A 14,384-nucleotide genomic window follows, 5' to 3' on the forward strand; every position below is an offset into this window, starting at 1 on the left:
AATTCCATTTACTGCAAATAAAAAATAGATGCAGATGCATCTATTTAAAAAAGGTCTTTTTCAATATTTTTCTTCCATATAATAATTTCGGCTTCAATGGTCTTTATAAAGCCATTTTTTCCAGTCATATAACTTGTAATATCTTCAGGATATTTTTGAGCCAGGTCTCGTTTCAGTTTTGAGTAGGCCATGGCCTTATCGGGATGGAGACGCATATAGTCCCTAAAATTGACATGTCTGCCGACTTCCACATCCCCTTGCTGAAAAATATGGATGTGATGGGTTCTTTCCATTTCTGTTCCCTTTATAAAAAAACGCCTTCCAGGAATACCGTATTCACCCTTTGGTATATATCCCAATTGCTTCATACCAGAATTGAACTTATCAACTTTTTCTATGTTTTTCACTTCAATTAGTATATCAATAATAGGTTTTGCATATATATTGGGAATCGCCGTGCTTCCAATATGATAAACCTCTACAACCAAGTCACCAAACAAGTGTTTTAGTCGGTCTTTTTCAAGTTCAAATATAGCTTCCCATGATTCATCTGGACCTACAACTTCCACTTTTCTTACGACTTTTCTTTCTTCTGTCATTTACATCGCTCCTGTCTGGTCGCCTTATTGATTGGTCTTTCTTTCACAGCTAAATAGATCTATTCACGCACATACTGTTTGACTTCCCTTAAAGGAATAATGTGCGTTACTAAGGCCCCCCGCTTTTCGTGCCGACTGCCCTGTTTACAAGTATACACTTTAACCGAGCCTCCATCAATAAAACCAACTGAAGTCAGGCTATCATTGCTTGAATCAACAAGCCATGTCCACATTTTGTCACAGGCACTCGAATCCACTAAGGATCTTGACTGGGTCACTAAAAACTCCTGAGCCGTCATTCCAGTCCATCCACTTTCGGCAAACAACTGGCGAATTTGTCGCCCACTCATTCCATATGTACAGTCTTGGTGCATATCCCATGAGTATAGCAAGGCATAAGGTTTATCAAACCGAGCCGTAATATTAAAGTCACTTTCTACAAATCGATTATTTGGATCTTTTTGAACGGAATCTGTTATATATGCGCTCATGCCCATTTTTTCAATACCGAAGGACATTTTTTCTGAAAAAGACTGACTGTTTTCAATTTGAAACTTATAAGAAGGCATTATAATTGTCTGACTTAAATGATGTGTCCGCATTAAATCAAATATATCGTCTTCTTCGCTCTCGATTTCAAAACTTTTTTCAACTTCATCAGCCCAGTCATCCAGATTTAATAGCCTAAATAATCCCGCTGATGAATGAATCACTTGATTAAAGTCAAATGAATGCATAAAATCACCCCTCTTCATAGGGAGTATACCCAAAATTGAAGAGGGGTCACATTTAAGTGGCTATTTTGTTGTTATGGCCGTGGCCCTATACCACTGCTTGTGGTTTTAAACTTTCAATTCAACTTCTTGACCAAGCTGGTCCTTATATTGTTCAATGATCGGATCAACTTCTGACTCTATAAATTCAACCACTTGTTTGTCTGATCTTCCAATGTAGTCAGCAGGGTTGAGAAGTTTTTCAATATCACTTTCATCTAAGCCAAACGCAGGATCCTTAACGATTCTTTCAAGAAGATCATTTTTTAAACCTAGCTCTTTGACCTGCTTTGCAGCTTCCATTGAATGGACTCGAATAAGTTCGTGTAGTTCTTGACGGTCTCCTCCACGCTTTACAGCTTCCATAATAATATTCTCAGTGGCCATAAAAGGCAATTCAGCATTCATATGCTTTTCAATAACCTTTGGATATACAACAAGACCAGTTGTGACATTATTGCCTATGTCCAGAATGGCATCAACCGCTAAAAAGGCTTCAGGGATTGCCAGTCTCTTGTTGGCAGAATCATCAAGGGTTCTTTCAAACCACTGACTTGATTGTGTCATAGCTGGGTTTGCAGCTGAAGCCATTACAAAACGACTTAAAGCAGCAATACGCTCTGAACGCATTGGGTTTCGCTTATACGCCATTGCTGACGACCCAATTTGATGTTTGGCAAATGGCTCTTCCACTTCCTTCATGTGTTGAAGAAGTCTTAAATCATTTGTCATTTTATGCATAGACTGCGCAACACCACTTAGAGCTGCTGATACCCTTGCATCAATTTTACGTGTGTAGGTTTGACCTGTGACAGCCAAGGCCCCATCAAATCCGAACTTCTGAGCTATTTTTTCATCTAAGGCTTTTACTTTTTCATGGTCTCCATCAAATAATGCCAGGTAACTTGCTTGTGTACCTGTTGTTCCCTTAACACCACGCATTTTTAATGAGTCAATAAGGTATGTGATATCATTGTAATCCATTACCAAATCAATCATCCACAAGGTTGCACGTTTTCCAACTGTCGTAAGCTGTGCGGGCTGGAAATGTGTGAATCCCAGTGTTGGTTGAGCCTTGTACTCTAGAGCAAAACTTTTTAATTTTGAAATCAAATTAACCAGTTTTACACGGACAAGTTCAAGGGCTTCTTTCATCTGAATAAGATCAGTATTGTCTCCAACATATGCACTGGTAGCCCCTAAATGAATGATCGGCATAGCGTCAGGACATTGTTCGCCAAAAGTGTGAACATGTGCCATAACGTCATGACGTCTAATTTTTTCGTGTTCTGCTGCACGTTTAAAATCAATATCATCAATGTTCGCCTTCATTTGAGCAATTTGCTCATCGGTTATGTTTAGACCGAGTTCTTTCTCAACTTCTGCAAGCGCGACCCAAAGTCTTCTCCATGTAGAGAATTTCTTTTGTGGTGAAAATATCTCGCTCATTTCCTTTGAACTGTATCGCTCAATTAGTGGGTTAGAATATTGTGTAGACATGCTATTCATTTCCTCCTCGAAGACGTTTATAAATTCGAATATTTATTTCATATTTTGCTTTTTCATTCGCATTTGTATTATAACGTACTAGGACAGAATATTCAACTTGAAAAGGTTTTCTATCGAATAAATATCAAGATTTCTTTCTATTATAGGGTTTAACCTATAAGCTAAGGAACAATTTAGTCATTTGTCTGGTTGACTTTTGTATCTTTAACGATATTTTTCCGAGCTGAGCACATTAAAAGCAGGCACATATTAATATGCCTGCTTAAGTATTAATCATGTAAATTTTTAATTATCGTGGTTGAACAATCAGTTTAATGGCTGTTCGTTCTTCCCCATCAATTTCAATGTCTGCAAAGGCAGGAATACATACCAAATCAATACCCGATGGAGACACATATCCCCTTGCGATTGCGATTGCTTTTACAGCTTGATTGATAGCGCCAGCCCCAATCGCTTGTATTTCAGCTCCACCATGTTCTCGGATGACACCTGCTAATGCACCTGCTACAGAATTAGGATTCGAATGTGACGATACTTTAAGTACTTCCATATATATGCATCCTCCTTGCTGCGATAATTACTTCGGTTGAACTATGAGTTTAATGGCTGTTCGTTCTTCCCCATCGATTTGTATATCCGTGAAAGCCGGTATACATACTAAATCAACACCACTCGGCGCTACGAAACCCCTTGCAATTGCAACGGCCTTAATTGCCTGATTGATCGCCCCCGCACCAATGGCCTGCATTTCAGCATTGCCCGCTTCACGAAGAACACCCGCTAATGCACCCGCTACAGAATTGGGATTCGATCTTGCTGATACCTTTAATACTTCCATGTCTACGCCTCCTAATTAATCATGTCTAAAAATATTGTGTCTTGTGGTTTGACTCTTTCATAAATACTTATTCGCCGTTTTAAGTGAAACACCCGCTTGTCATCTAATTTGGTGAGTTTAGGCGCCTTCAAAACAACTGATGAATCAATACATATTTTTTCATATCTTGTATTATGTGCTTATTAAATTATGTAATTCATTTGAACTTTTGAAGCATCACTCTCCTTCGAAAGTCTACCAACTAACACTCTATAACTCAATACCCAAGAATTAACACCCAAAACACGATTAAAATAAAAAAATGCGTATTGGATAAATAATTTTAAGTAATGTAATTATCAACGTGTATTTAATTTACAATGTTTATTAGAATAATAAATGCTTTACCACTGAGACCCTATGCCATCACTTTCAACCCACACTTATTCCTCACAGGCCTTACCTTGCCCCTTTTTGAAATGACTAAGCGTCTGCTTATACCTTATGGGTTTTATACCATATGAAAAAGCGTACACACCCATTTATTTCCAAGGTGTGTACGCTCATTATTATCATATTCATTAAGGCATTTTCCATCATCTAAACGCTCATGATTTTCTTGTTTCTTAACGCTCAGGGTAGAGTGGATATTTTTTGCATAAAGCATCAACTCGTGCTTGTGCCTCACTTAGGTCTCCTTGACGGTTTTCAATGACATAGTTAATAATATCAGCAATTTCTGTCATATCTTCTTCTTTATAACCGCGGGACGTGACTGCCGGTGTACCAATACGAAGGCCACTCGTTACAAAAGGACTTTCTGTTTCATTTGGCACCGTGTTTTTGTTTGTGGTAATGCCAATAGAATCAAGAAGTTTTTCAGCGTCCTTGCCTGTGATGTTTTTGCTTCTTAAATCAACAAGCATTAAATGATTGTCTGTGCCACCTGATACAATATCAAATCCATGTGATACAAAAGCATCCGCAAGTACAGATGCATTTTTTATAACTTGTTTTTGATATGCTTTAAAATCATCTGACATGGCTTCTTTAAAGCATGCAGCTTTGGCAGCTATAACATGCATAAGGGGTCCCCCCTGGATGCCTGGGAATATTGTCTTGTCAATTTTCTTTTTATAGGCTTCCTTGCAGAGAATAGCGCCCCCCCTAGGACCGCGTAAAGTCTTATGGGTTGTCGTTGTTACAAAATCTGCATATGGCACCGGACTTGGGTGTAATCCAGTCGCCACCAATCCTGCTATGTGAGCCATATCCACCAGCATATAAGCATCAACTTCATCACATATTTCACGGATTTTTTCGAAATCAATAATTCGTGCATATGCACTGGCGCCACTTACAATCATCTTTGGCTTTTCCTTGAGGGCCATTTGTCTTAATGCATCATAATCTATGTAACCTTTTTCATCAACTGAGTAAGAAACCACATCATATAGCTTTCCAGAAAAGTTGACTGGACTGCCGTGAGTCAAGTGGCCGCCATCAGATAGATTCATTCCCAGAATCTTATCCCCTGGCTCAAGGACAGCAAAGTACACACCCATATTGGCTTGAGAGCCTGAATGGGGCTGTACATTGGCATGCTCTGCATCAAATAGCGCTTTCATTCTATTAATAGCAAGCTTTTCAGCAACATCCACATGCTCGCAACCACCATAATATCTCTTATCTGGATAGCCTTCAGCATATTTGTTTGTCAGAGCTGAACCGTGAGCTTCCATAACTGTCAAACTTGTGAAGTTTTCAGATGCTATTAGCTCTATGTTTGATGATTGTCTTTCCATTTCATCTTGAATGGCTTTGTATAACTCCGGATCGCGCTCTGGTAAAAATTTGAAATTCATAGAACCCCCTCATTTCTTATCCAAGTGACTATCAATTCACTGCTTTTGCCTATTCCTTATTCAATACTGATCTTTATTTATTTATAATCGTAACACTATAGCTCATAGATTTATATGTTAAATATTCATAGTTATTCCACGACAGTCCACTCAATTTGTAGATGACAAATCTATATATTGCAAGCTATTTTTTGTCTTTTCTTCTTTTCACTGGAGCCATGTGAAGCGCTCCATCAAGCAACCCGTAGGCTGCCTCAGAAACAGACTCTGACAGGGTTGGGTGTGCATGTATTGTTGTTGTGACATCTGTATCTTTTAGTCCATGAGCAATGGCTATTGTCAACTCATGGATCAAATCAGAGGCATGCGCCCCCACTATTTGAGCGCCTATAAGTTGACCATCACTAAGAGCGGTTAACTTTACAAAGCCCTCCGTGTGATTCATCGTCATAGCTTTTCCATTTGCAGAAAAAGGAAACTTGCTCACTTTTATCTCCAGGCCTTTTTCAGTGGCTTCATCTTCATTGACACCAACGGATGCCATTTCTGGTGATATGAAAACACAGCTTGGAACAATATTCATTTTATCAGTGCCCACTGAACCTTCTTGACCACCAGGCATGGTCTCTAGTGCCATGATGCCTTCAACAACATGAACACCCTGGTGTGAGGCCGCATGGGCCAACATGTATTTGCCATTTACATCACCAATTGCATAGACTCTGCTATTGCTTGTTTTATAATGATCATCTACAGCTATGGCTGAACCCGTAATTTCTATACCAGCCTTGTCCAGTGACAAGCCCTCAGTATTTGGTTTACGTCCCATCGCCGAGAGTACAAGATCAGCGTTTAAGACAGACGCACCCTTTTTACCGCTAATGTGCACACCTGTATATGTGTCTTCATCTGATAGTTTTAAAAGATTTGTATTTGTGAGTATTTTAATGCCTTTCTTTTTCAAATAGGCACTCACACGTTTCACAACATCCTTGTCGAAGCCTTTTAAAACACTACTTCTTGCCACTACGGTTACATCGGAACCAAAGGCATTAAATATGCTAGCAAATTCCATCGCTACAACGCCACCGCCAAGAACGACTAATTTTTCTGGAAGCCTGTCAAAATCAAGGAGTTCCTTACTGGTTACGAGCCTCTTACTGTCAATCCCTTCTATTTGAGGTACAAAAACCTTAGACCCCGTTGCAAGAATAAAATAATCTGACTCTATTTCAATAACTTGCTTATCGTCTTTCTTTACGGACACCGTCTTGTCAGACTCAAAGGATGCAGTTCCCTTAATTATGGTTACACCATTTGCAATCAAGATCTTCTCAATACCTGAGGTCAATTCTTCGACAACGCCATTTTTATGCTTTTGAAGCTTTTCTACATTCAAGTTAAAATCTGCAACATCTAGTCCGAACTGGTCTGCAATGCTTAGGTTTTCAAGCACTTCAGCACTTTTATAAAATGCTTTTGTAGGTATACATCCATAGTTAAGACATGTTCCACCAATTTTGTGGTTTTCAATAAGTGTAACATCTGCTCCAAGTTGGGCGCCACGAATGGCTGCTACATATCCGCCTGGACCACCACCAATAACCGTGATTGTTTTAGCCACTATACCGCCCCTTTCATCCAGCGCAGTATAGGTTTGCGGGCAGCAGCCGTTTCATCAACACGACCTATAATGGTCTTAGTTGGTGCCGCTTTTAAACGAGCTGGCTCTTGTCTGCTCTCATTTCTTATTTCAATCATGGCTTCAATAAATGCATCTATGGTTTCTAGACTCTCAGTTTCTGTTGGTTCAATCATAAGCGCTGAGTCGACAATAAGTGGGAAGTATATTGTTGGAGGATGGTATCCAAAATCCAACAGTCGCTTTGCAATATCAAGCGTTGTGACTTGACTTAGGCTGTCTCCTGTACCAGCTAAAACAAACTCATGCTTGCACAGTCTGTCCACAGGCAATTTGTAATGGTCCTTCAAGCGAGCTTGCATGTAATTGGCATTAAGAACTGCTGTCTCACTTGCTTTTTTCAGACCATCAGCCCCCATTGTCTTTAGGTATGTATAGGCTCTAAGCAGGATGCCCACATTGCCATAGTAGCTTTTCATTCTACCTATACTTTTAGGGCGGTCATAGTCAAATGCGTAGGACTTGTCATCGTTTTTTACCAGAACTGGCTTTGGTAAGAATTCTTTTAGTTTTGCCTTAACTCCAACAGGGCCACTGCCTGGACCACCACCGCCGTGTGGTGTTGAAAAAGTCTTATGCAGGTTCAGGTGGACCACATCAAAGCCCATATCACCTGGTCTGGTATGTCCCATAATTGCATTCATATTGGCCCCATCATAGTAAAGCAGACCGCCAGCTTCGTGAACAAGTGACGCAATTTGATCAATTTGTGTTTCAAATAATCCAAGTGTGTTGGGGTTTGTCAACATTAAGCCTGCAATGGAATCATCAAGGACAGATTTTAAACTGTCAATGTCCACTTCGCCTTTTTCATTCGATTTCACTTCAATAATATCAAGACCAGCAACACTTGCAGTTGCAGGATTGGTTCCATGCGCTGAATCAGGCACAATAATTTTAGTTCTGCTATAGTCTCCTCTTGCTTCATGGTAAGCACGAATCATCATAATTCCAGCAAGCTCTCCATGAGCGCCTGCAGAAGGTTGTAATGACATTTCATCCATGCCTGTCACTTCAGCTAAAAGTTCTGACAAATTGTACATCATTTCAAGGGTCCCTTGAACCGTGTCAAGGGGCTGATATGGATGAATATCAGTAAAGCTAGGCAGGGCTGCCACATCTTCATTGACCTTTGGATTGTATTTCATGGTGCAAGATCCAAGTGGATAAAACCCTGTATCTACACCATAGTTGAGCGTGCTCAATTCGGTATAGTGACGTATCACTTCCGTCTCACTGACCTCTGGAAGTTCTGGACTATCTGATCTGAGAAAAGAAGTCGGTATGAGTGATTCAACATTCTCTTCAAAGGGGTCAACGAAATGTCCCACGCGTCCTTCAACTGATCTTTCAAAGATTAATGGTCTCATCATTTCAAGCCCTCCACAACTTTTATATATGCATCTAGTTCTTCTTTTGTCCGCTTCTCAGTGGCACAAATTAACAGGCTGTTATCAAGGTCTTCATACTGGTGGCCAAGCTCTAAACCACCTAGTATGCCATTGTCCTTTAATTGTTCAAGAATCACCTTGGATGACACCTTGGATTTCAAGACAAATTCCTTAAAAAACGGTGCCTTATAAGGGGCTTCAAACAAGCCTGTGTCTACAAGCTTATTTCTCAGATAGACCGCTCTTTTATGTGACTCTTCAGCTACTTTTTTTAGACCATTCTTACCCATTAAGGACAAGTAGACTGTGACAGCCAGGGCGTTAATGGCCTGATTGGAGCAAATATTTGATGATGCCTTTTCTCTTCGTATATGCTGCTCCCGCGCTTGAAGGGTTAGAACGTAGGCTTTTTTCCCTTCACTATCTACGGTTTCCCCTACGATTCTCCCTGGAAGTTTACGCATCTGTTTTTTTCCAACAGCCATAAATCCAATATGAGGCCCACCAAAATTCATGGCATTTCCAAAGCCTTGTGCATCTCCAACTGCAATGTTTATCCCGCAATCTCCCGGCGATTTTAAAAGAGATAGGGAAAGTGGATCAACTGAAGCAATAGAAAGAGCCTTATTATCTTTTGCTAGGTTGGCCACCGCTTCAAGATCTTCAAGATTTCCTAAATAGTTGGGCGACTGTACAATGACCGCAGAACAATCTTTGCTGATCATAGCCTCCAAAGCCTTTAAATCAGTGACACCTTCTGATTTAGGGACCATCTTCACCTCTACACCCCTATAATGCATATATGTCTTTATGACTTCCAGGGTTTCTGGATGTACAGTTTCTGAAACAAAAATAAGGTTGTCTTTCTTGCCTTCAGTGGCAATCATAGCTGCTTCAGCTGCTGCAGTCGCACCATCATACATGGATGCATTTGTTGCTTCCATACCAGTAAGTTCGCAAATCATTGTCTGGTATTCAAATATGCACTGCAAGGTCCCCTGGCTGATCTCTGGCTGATAGGGCGTGTAAGCCGTATAAAATTCGCTGCGACCAGTTATATGGGCTACCGCCGAAGGAATGTAATGGTCATATGTGCCTGCTCCAAGGAAGCTGACATAATCATTGACTGTTTTATTCTTCTGTCCTAAGTGATGCATATGCTTCTTTACAGAATATTCCGACATCGAATTGTCAAAATTAAGCCCACGATTTAAACGCAGGCCCTCTGGTATATCCTCGAAGAGGGCCTCTGCGCTTGTTACTCCAATCGTGTCAAGCATATGTTTTTTTTCTTGATCTGTGATCGGAATGTATGGAAACATATTATGCCTCCTCTGATGTGAATGCTTCATATTTTTGTGCATCCATTAGCTTGTCTAGTTCAGACGCATCAGACAATTCCACTTCCAAAATCCAGTTTTCGTATGGATCTTCATTGAGAACCGCATAGTCATCTTCTATATCTTCATTCACCGCAGTGACAGTACCTGTCACTGGAGAGAAGGAGTCTGATGCCGCTTTAACGGATTCAATGACACCAAAGCTTTCGCCAGCTTCTAGTTCATCATCTTCTTCAGGCAATTCCACGTAAACAATATCCCCCATTTGGTGTTGTGCATAATCAGTGATACCGATCTTTGCCTTATTGCCTTCAACCTTCACCCATTCATGATCTTCTGAATAAAATAGTCCCTGAACAATTTTCATAATCCATTACCTCCTGAAATTTAGACATCTGTATAAGCATACACTCAAAGCATCACTTAACCCTGATAAATCATTTTTAATAAATGTTTATAAGCCTTGTGGTGAACTTAAAAATATACTTTTCATGTCTTTTGTTTAACCTATGTATTTAAAATAATTATTTTTTATAATTCTTTTTGTAGAATCTCTTGCTTATTATTTTGCCCTGTCTAAGGTTTTTACGAACTTGAATGTCAAAGGTGTCCCCCATTGTTCCAAATTCTCTCTCCACAAGGGCAAGTCCAATGCTAGTTCCTAAAGTTGGCGATTTGTACCCTGTTGTTACAAAACCAATCTTTTGACCATCCTTGAACACTTCACATCCTTGTCGAGCTATTCCTTTGTCCAGTTCAAAGCCAACAAGCTTGCGTGAAATCCCATTCTCTTTTTGCTTGATCAAGGCTTCACGCCCTATGAAATCGTCACTTTCTAGCTTTACGAAAAAGCTAAGGCCTGCTTCCAGTGGTGAGATGCTTTCATTGATTTCATGCCCATACAGAGGCAGGCAAGCTTCAAACCTTAAAGTATCTCTCGCGCCAAGCCCAGCTGGTTTTAAGCCATCTTTTTCTCCAGCTGTTAGTAGAGCTTCCCATACCTTGGCAATGTCAGCTGCACTTGCATAGACCTCAAATCCGTCTTCACCAGTGTAACCTGTTCTTGAAACCATACAGGAAACCCCTGCCACATCTACATCCCGCTTACTATAGAAAAATGGAAGATCTTTCAGGTCAAACGACATAACCTTTTGAAGAATGTCTTGGGCCAGCGGACCCTGTATTGCGACTTCCCCGATGGTGTCAGAAACATTTTCAACTTTTACGTCAAAGGCCGCTGATACATTTTCGATCCATACGAAGTCCTTGTCTATGTTGGCCGCATTGATCACCAAGTAGAAGTGATTTTTATCAAATTTGTAAACAAGTAAATCATCTACAACACCGCCATCTTCTTGACACATAAGGGCATACATGATTTGTCCGTCTTCAAGGACTGAAGCATCGTTGGTCACTAAGAACTGTACAAAGTCTGCAGCCGCAGGCCCTGTTACATCAACTTCGCCCATATGAGACACATCGAATATACCAGCTTGGTTTCGAACTGCCTTGTGCTCTTCAGTTAAGCCCTCATACTGCACCGGCATTTCCCAACCTGCAAATTCAATGATTTTTCCCTTTGCTTCAACATGCTTTTCATAAAGTGGTGTTCTCTTTAACGTCACTGGTAATGCACCTCCCCATTTGGTATAATATGTAATTTGTTGAATGAAAAAAGAGGATCTCAGGCATAGTTAATCTAGCCCTGAGATCCTCTGTATGGTTACCTGAGAGTTTTCTACGCAAATGAGCGTATTGTCTCCTTCGGTGCTAAGCCAAGCCTAGCTTTCCAGAGTGCCATCCAATCTCGATCTGTTGGCCTGAAAGTTTCTTTGCACCTATCAGGAATATAATGCAAATTGCTTCTTCGGCTACCCTTTGGGTATCTCTCGAAATTATCGTCTGGCAAGTTATTTGATGTTATGGATATATTAGCTATTTTTTTGACTTTATGCAAGGATAGTTTATAAAATATCAATGTTTTCTGAAATCTTGAAAGTTGTAAAGACATTGAAATCATTTGTTTGAGGTCAATTTTTCATGGTATAAAAAAATATTAGGGGATTTACAAGTTGTTGTCTTATACCCTATGATGTTATTTAAACACACGTAAAAGGTTATTTGTGCCATATGCGTATTTAATTGATTCTCACTGCATTTTGAAATTAGAACTTTCAAAACTTGCAAAATATCTTTTAGACGCCCTATGAGACAGTCCACACGTCTGCATGTATAAAACCTCAGCTGAGTGGCGTCTGAATCAGTCGTCTAAAATACACCAGTTTCCAACAAAAATTTAAAGGGGGACCACATGCTCGTAATACTTAATCCTAACACTTCTGCCAGTTTTAATATGGCTGCTGAGGAATACATTTTGAAAACCTTTCAAGAGGATGCTTTCATGCTCTGGCAGGCTGATAAAACCGTTCTGATTGGAAAAAACCAGAACACCCGTAAGGAAATAAATGTCCAGTATGTGGAAGATCACAAGATAAAGGTTATACGTCGTCTATCCGGTGGTGGTGCTGTATATAATGACCTCGGCAATACAAATTTTGCCTTTATCTCCACTGATTCTGGAGATGGGTTCTCAAACTTCAGAAAATTCACTGCCCCAATACTGGAACTCTTAAATTCTCTGGGTGTGCCCGCTGAATTTTCTGGACGGAATGATTTGCTTGTAAATGGTCGAAAATTTTCTGGAAATGCCCAGTTCAAGCACAAAAATAGACTTCTTCACCATGGCACTCTACTCTTTTCTTCAAACATGGAGTTGCTTGGTAAGGCCCTTTCGCCTGATATGCTCAAGTTTAAAAGCAAGGGGGTCACATCGGTAAAAAGTCGTGTGACCAACATTGCCGAGCATTTATCAGAAAAAATGACCGTGGAGACTTTCATGGACAAGACCAATCAGCATATTTTAGACAAATTTCCTGGCTCTAAGACTTATACTTTTCGCGATGAGGACATAGAAGCCATAAAAAAAATTGAGACAAACCGTTTTGCAAATTGGGAATGGAACTACGGCGCGTCACCCAAGTATAATTTTATGAACCAAGAAAAATTCCCTGGCGGTCTTGTTGAAATCAACTTAGAAGTCAAAAACAGTCTTATAAAATCAGCTAAAATCTATGGAGACTTCTTCAGTCAAGCTGATATTAGCGAGGTTGAAAAGGCTCTTGTCGGCGTTAAACATGAAACAGAATCCGTTAAACAAGCCCTCAGCGCCATTGATCTCGATAAATACTTGTCAGGCATTGGACTTGATGAAATGCTTCAACTTTTTAACTAAGAACACATTATTTATGACAATAGGAGGTTCAGATGACTGAGCGAAAACCCGAATGGCTAAAAGTTCGCCTTCACAACACAAAAGAACTGAACTACGTGAAAAAAACACTTCAAAGTCTAAGTCTGCATACGGTCTGTGAGGAAGCAAATTGTCCAAACCGTGTGGAATGCTATAGCAATAGAACAGCAACCTTTATGATTCTTGGAAACACTTGCACAAGACACTGTAAATTTTGCAATGTCACAGACGGCTGTCCTTCGCCACTTGATCCTGATGAACCGCAACGTGTTGCCCAGGCTGTTAAAGCCCTAAACTTAAAATATGCTGTTGTGACTTCAGTGACAAGAGATGATCTTGAAGATGGTGGAGCCTCACATTTCAAGGCTGTTATAGAATCCATCAAAGCAGCCTCACCTGATACAAAAATTGAAGTATTGATACCAGACTTTAAGGGGAATCTTGATGCCCTCAAATTGGTTATTGATGCTCAACCTGATGTGATCAACCATAATATCGAAACAGTGCCACGGCTTTATGACAATATTCGACCTGAAGCTGACTACCTGCAGTCCCTTCAGCTCATAAATAATGTGAAATCATCAGGGACAGCCATATTGACAAAATCCGGCATTATGCTTGGTCTTGGTGAAAAAGAGGAAGAAGTTAAGACTGTTATCGAAGACCTATATGCAAATGGTTGCGACATATTAACCGTTGGACAGTACTTGCCTCCATCAAAAGATCATGCGCCTCTCACAGAATACATCACGCCTGAAAAATTCAAAGACTATGAAGTTTTCGCTAAGACCTTAGGCTACCACGGTGTTGCTTCTGGCCCAAGAGTTCGTAGTTCTTATAAAGCCGATCATATTTTTGATGGTCAAGATGGTTAAGCAAGATGGTTAGATGGCTAAGATGATTAAAAAAGAAATACTCTGTAAGAGTGTTTTCAGTTTCAGGTAAGTCCAGTAATTGTACATTCACTTAAAATTTAGAGTACCCTACACAAAATCAGCTTCATTCTAGCGGATCATATGCTAGAATGAAGCTGATTTTACCGTAAGAGACATTTTCTTAATTCATCAAGATCCCCACT

At 40.1% G+C, this 14,384-nt stretch carries 13 protein-coding genes and 2 riboswitches; of the genes, 2 read left to right on the plus strand and 11 right to left on the minus strand.

What is annotated here, in order from left to right; all coding sequences use genetic code 11:
* Positions 1 to 44: 44 nt before the first annotated feature.
* The 11 genes from ACQ4KW_RS11985 to gcvT form a co-directional block, all read right to left on the minus strand.
* Entirely contained in the window at positions 45 to 599 is a 555-nt protein-coding gene (locus ACQ4KW_RS11985; RefSeq protein WP_430882715.1) for a GrpB family protein, read from the minus strand.
* Between the two features lie 59 nt (positions 600 to 658).
* On the minus strand, positions 659 to 1,336 hold the full coding sequence (locus ACQ4KW_RS11990) for a hypothetical protein (RefSeq protein WP_430882716.1): 678 nt from the start codon (positions 1,334 to 1,336) through the stop codon (positions 659 to 661).
* 105 nt (positions 1,337 to 1,441) lie between these two features.
* A complete protein-coding gene (gene purB, locus ACQ4KW_RS11995) occupies positions 1,442 to 2,872 on the minus strand; it encodes an adenylosuccinate lyase (protein WP_430882717.1) in 1,431 nt (476 codons plus the stop codon).
* A 298-nt stretch (positions 2,873 to 3,170) separates the two neighbouring features.
* Complete coding sequence (locus tag ACQ4KW_RS12000) at positions 3,171 to 3,431, minus strand: stage V sporulation protein S (RefSeq protein WP_430882718.1); 261 nt, start codon at positions 3,429 to 3,431, stop codon at positions 3,171 to 3,173.
* A gap of 27 nt (positions 3,432 to 3,458) precedes the next feature.
* Entirely contained in the window at positions 3,459 to 3,719 is a 261-nt protein-coding gene (locus tag ACQ4KW_RS12005; RefSeq protein WP_430882719.1) for a stage V sporulation protein S, read from the minus strand.
* Positions 3,720 to 4,324: 605 nt separating this feature from the next.
* Positions 4,325 to 5,563: a serine hydroxymethyltransferase gene (glyA, locus tag ACQ4KW_RS12010; protein WP_430882720.1), complete on the minus strand. Its 1,239-nt coding sequence runs from the start codon at positions 5,561 to 5,563 to the stop codon at positions 4,325 to 4,327.
* A 184-nt stretch (positions 5,564 to 5,747) separates the two neighbouring features.
* The gene (gene lpdA, locus ACQ4KW_RS12015) at positions 5,748 to 7,187 is read right to left on the minus strand and encodes a dihydrolipoyl dehydrogenase (RefSeq protein ID WP_430882721.1); all 1,440 of its coding nucleotides are present in this window, start codon (positions 7,185 to 7,187) and stop codon (positions 5,748 to 5,750) included.
* Positions 7,187 to 8,638: an aminomethyl-transferring glycine dehydrogenase subunit GcvPB gene (gcvPB, locus tag ACQ4KW_RS12020; RefSeq protein ID WP_430882722.1), complete on the minus strand. Its 1,452-nt coding sequence runs from the start codon at positions 8,636 to 8,638 to the stop codon at positions 7,187 to 7,189. The genes lpdA and gcvPB overlap by 1 nt, the downstream gene beginning before the upstream one ends.
* Positions 8,635 to 9,978, minus strand: a complete 1,344-nt coding sequence (gene gcvPA / locus ACQ4KW_RS12025; protein WP_430882723.1) for an aminomethyl-transferring glycine dehydrogenase subunit GcvPA — start codon at positions 9,976 to 9,978, stop codon at positions 8,635 to 8,637. The genes gcvPB and gcvPA overlap by 4 nt, the downstream gene beginning before the upstream one ends.
* Before the next feature lies 1 nt (position 9,979).
* Positions 9,980 to 10,363 carry a glycine cleavage system protein GcvH gene (gene gcvH / locus ACQ4KW_RS12030; RefSeq protein WP_430882724.1) on the minus strand — a complete coding sequence of 128 codons (384 nt, stop codon included), beginning with the start codon at positions 10,361 to 10,363 and terminating at the stop codon, positions 9,980 to 9,982.
* 157 nt (positions 10,364 to 10,520) lie between these two features.
* Complete coding sequence (gene gcvT / locus ACQ4KW_RS12035; RefSeq protein ID WP_430882725.1) at positions 10,521 to 11,621, minus strand: glycine cleavage system aminomethyltransferase GcvT; 1,101 nt, start codon at positions 11,619 to 11,621, stop codon at positions 10,521 to 10,523.
* 88 nt (positions 11,622 to 11,709) lie between these two features.
* Positions 11,710 to 11,791: riboswitch (glycine riboswitch) on the minus strand.
* Between the two features lie 3 nt (positions 11,792 to 11,794).
* Positions 11,795 to 11,898: riboswitch (glycine riboswitch) on the minus strand.
* 409 nt (positions 11,899 to 12,307) lie between these two features.
* Here gcvT and ACQ4KW_RS12040 point away from each other — a divergent pair.
* Together ACQ4KW_RS12040 and lipA are read left to right on the plus strand one after the other, a co-directional pair.
* The gene (locus ACQ4KW_RS12040; RefSeq protein ID WP_430882726.1) at positions 12,308 to 13,288 is read left to right on the plus strand and encodes a lipoate--protein ligase; all 981 of its coding nucleotides are present in this window, start codon (positions 12,308 to 12,310) and stop codon (positions 13,286 to 13,288) included.
* A gap of 32 nt (positions 13,289 to 13,320) precedes the next feature.
* The gene (gene lipA / locus ACQ4KW_RS12045; RefSeq protein ID WP_430882727.1) at positions 13,321 to 14,181 is read left to right on the plus strand and encodes a lipoyl synthase; all 861 of its coding nucleotides are present in this window, start codon (positions 13,321 to 13,323) and stop codon (positions 14,179 to 14,181) included.
* Positions 14,182 to 14,384: the final 203 nt, after the last annotated feature.

The organism is Tianxiuia mixotrophica (assembly GCF_050596425.1).
Classification (GTDB): domain Bacteria; phylum Bacillota; class Clostridia; order Peptostreptococcales; family Acidaminobacteraceae.

Bases quoted from the DNA above. Each gene is read 5' to 3' on its own strand.
- ACQ4KW_RS11985 (WP_430882715.1), bottom strand. From the start codon at position 599: ATGACAGAAGAAAGAAAAGTCGTAAGAAAAGTGGAAGTTGTAGGTCCA.
- ACQ4KW_RS11990 (WP_430882716.1), bottom strand. From the start codon at position 1,336: ATGCATTCATTTGACTTTAATCAAGTGATTCATTCATCAGCGGGATTA.
- purB (WP_430882717.1), bottom strand. From the start codon at position 2,872: ATGTCTACACAATATTCTAACCCACTAATTGAGCGATACAGTTCAAAG.
- ACQ4KW_RS12000 (WP_430882718.1), bottom strand. From the start codon at position 3,431: ATGGAAGTACTTAAAGTATCGTCACATTCGAATCCTAATTCTGTAGCA.
- ACQ4KW_RS12005 (WP_430882719.1), bottom strand. From the start codon at position 3,719: ATGGAAGTATTAAAGGTATCAGCAAGATCGAATCCCAATTCTGTAGCG.
- glyA (WP_430882720.1), bottom strand. From the start codon at position 5,563: ATGAATTTCAAATTTTTACCAGAGCGCGATCCGGAGTTATACAAAGCC.
- gcvPB (WP_430882722.1), bottom strand. From the start codon at position 8,638: ATGATGAGACCATTAATCTTTGAAAGATCAGTTGAAGGACGCGTGGGA.
- gcvPA (WP_430882723.1), bottom strand. From the start codon at position 9,978: ATGTTTCCATACATTCCGATCACAGATCAAGAAAAAAAACATATGCTT.
- gcvH (WP_430882724.1), bottom strand. From the start codon at position 10,363: ATGAAAATTGTTCAGGGACTATTTTATTCAGAAGATCATGAATGGGTG.
- ACQ4KW_RS12040 (WP_430882726.1), top strand. From the start codon at position 12,308: ATGCTCGTAATACTTAATCCTAACACTTCTGCCAGTTTTAATATGGCT.
- lipA (WP_430882727.1), top strand. From the start codon at position 13,321: ATGACTGAGCGAAAACCCGAATGGCTAAAAGTTCGCCTTCACAACACA.